This is a genomic window from Neisseria blantyrii (assembly GCF_962747855.1).
Classification (GTDB): Bacteria; Pseudomonadota; Gammaproteobacteria; order Burkholderiales; family Neisseriaceae; genus Neisseria; species Neisseria viridiae.
Window position 1 is genome coordinate 1 of sequence record NZ_CAUIZY010000040.1, and the last position, 224, is coordinate 224.

The following is a 224-nucleotide window of genomic DNA, read 5'->3' on the forward strand; positions in this document are numbered from 1 at the left end:
CTGTGCAACGAAGACAAAATTTATCCTGCTAAAAAAACTCCACCGGAAGCCAGCAGAGCCAAGCGTGATGAAATGCTGCGGCAGATGAATCTGTATGGACAGCGAAAGCTCGACGATATGTTTTCCTGCGGCTATGACCCGATTGGCGGCGGTACGTCAAGAGCCGATGCCTGCGTGCGCAAGAAAGGCTGGTACCGTTCGGGCAAAGATATCTATCCCGAAAA

Annotated in this window: 1 pseudogene; it reads left to right on the top strand. The window is 51.3% G+C overall.

Annotated elements, in window-relative coordinates:
• Positions 1–224: pseudogene (locus tag Q9J80_RS10830) on the top strand (hypothetical protein); the annotation flags it as partial.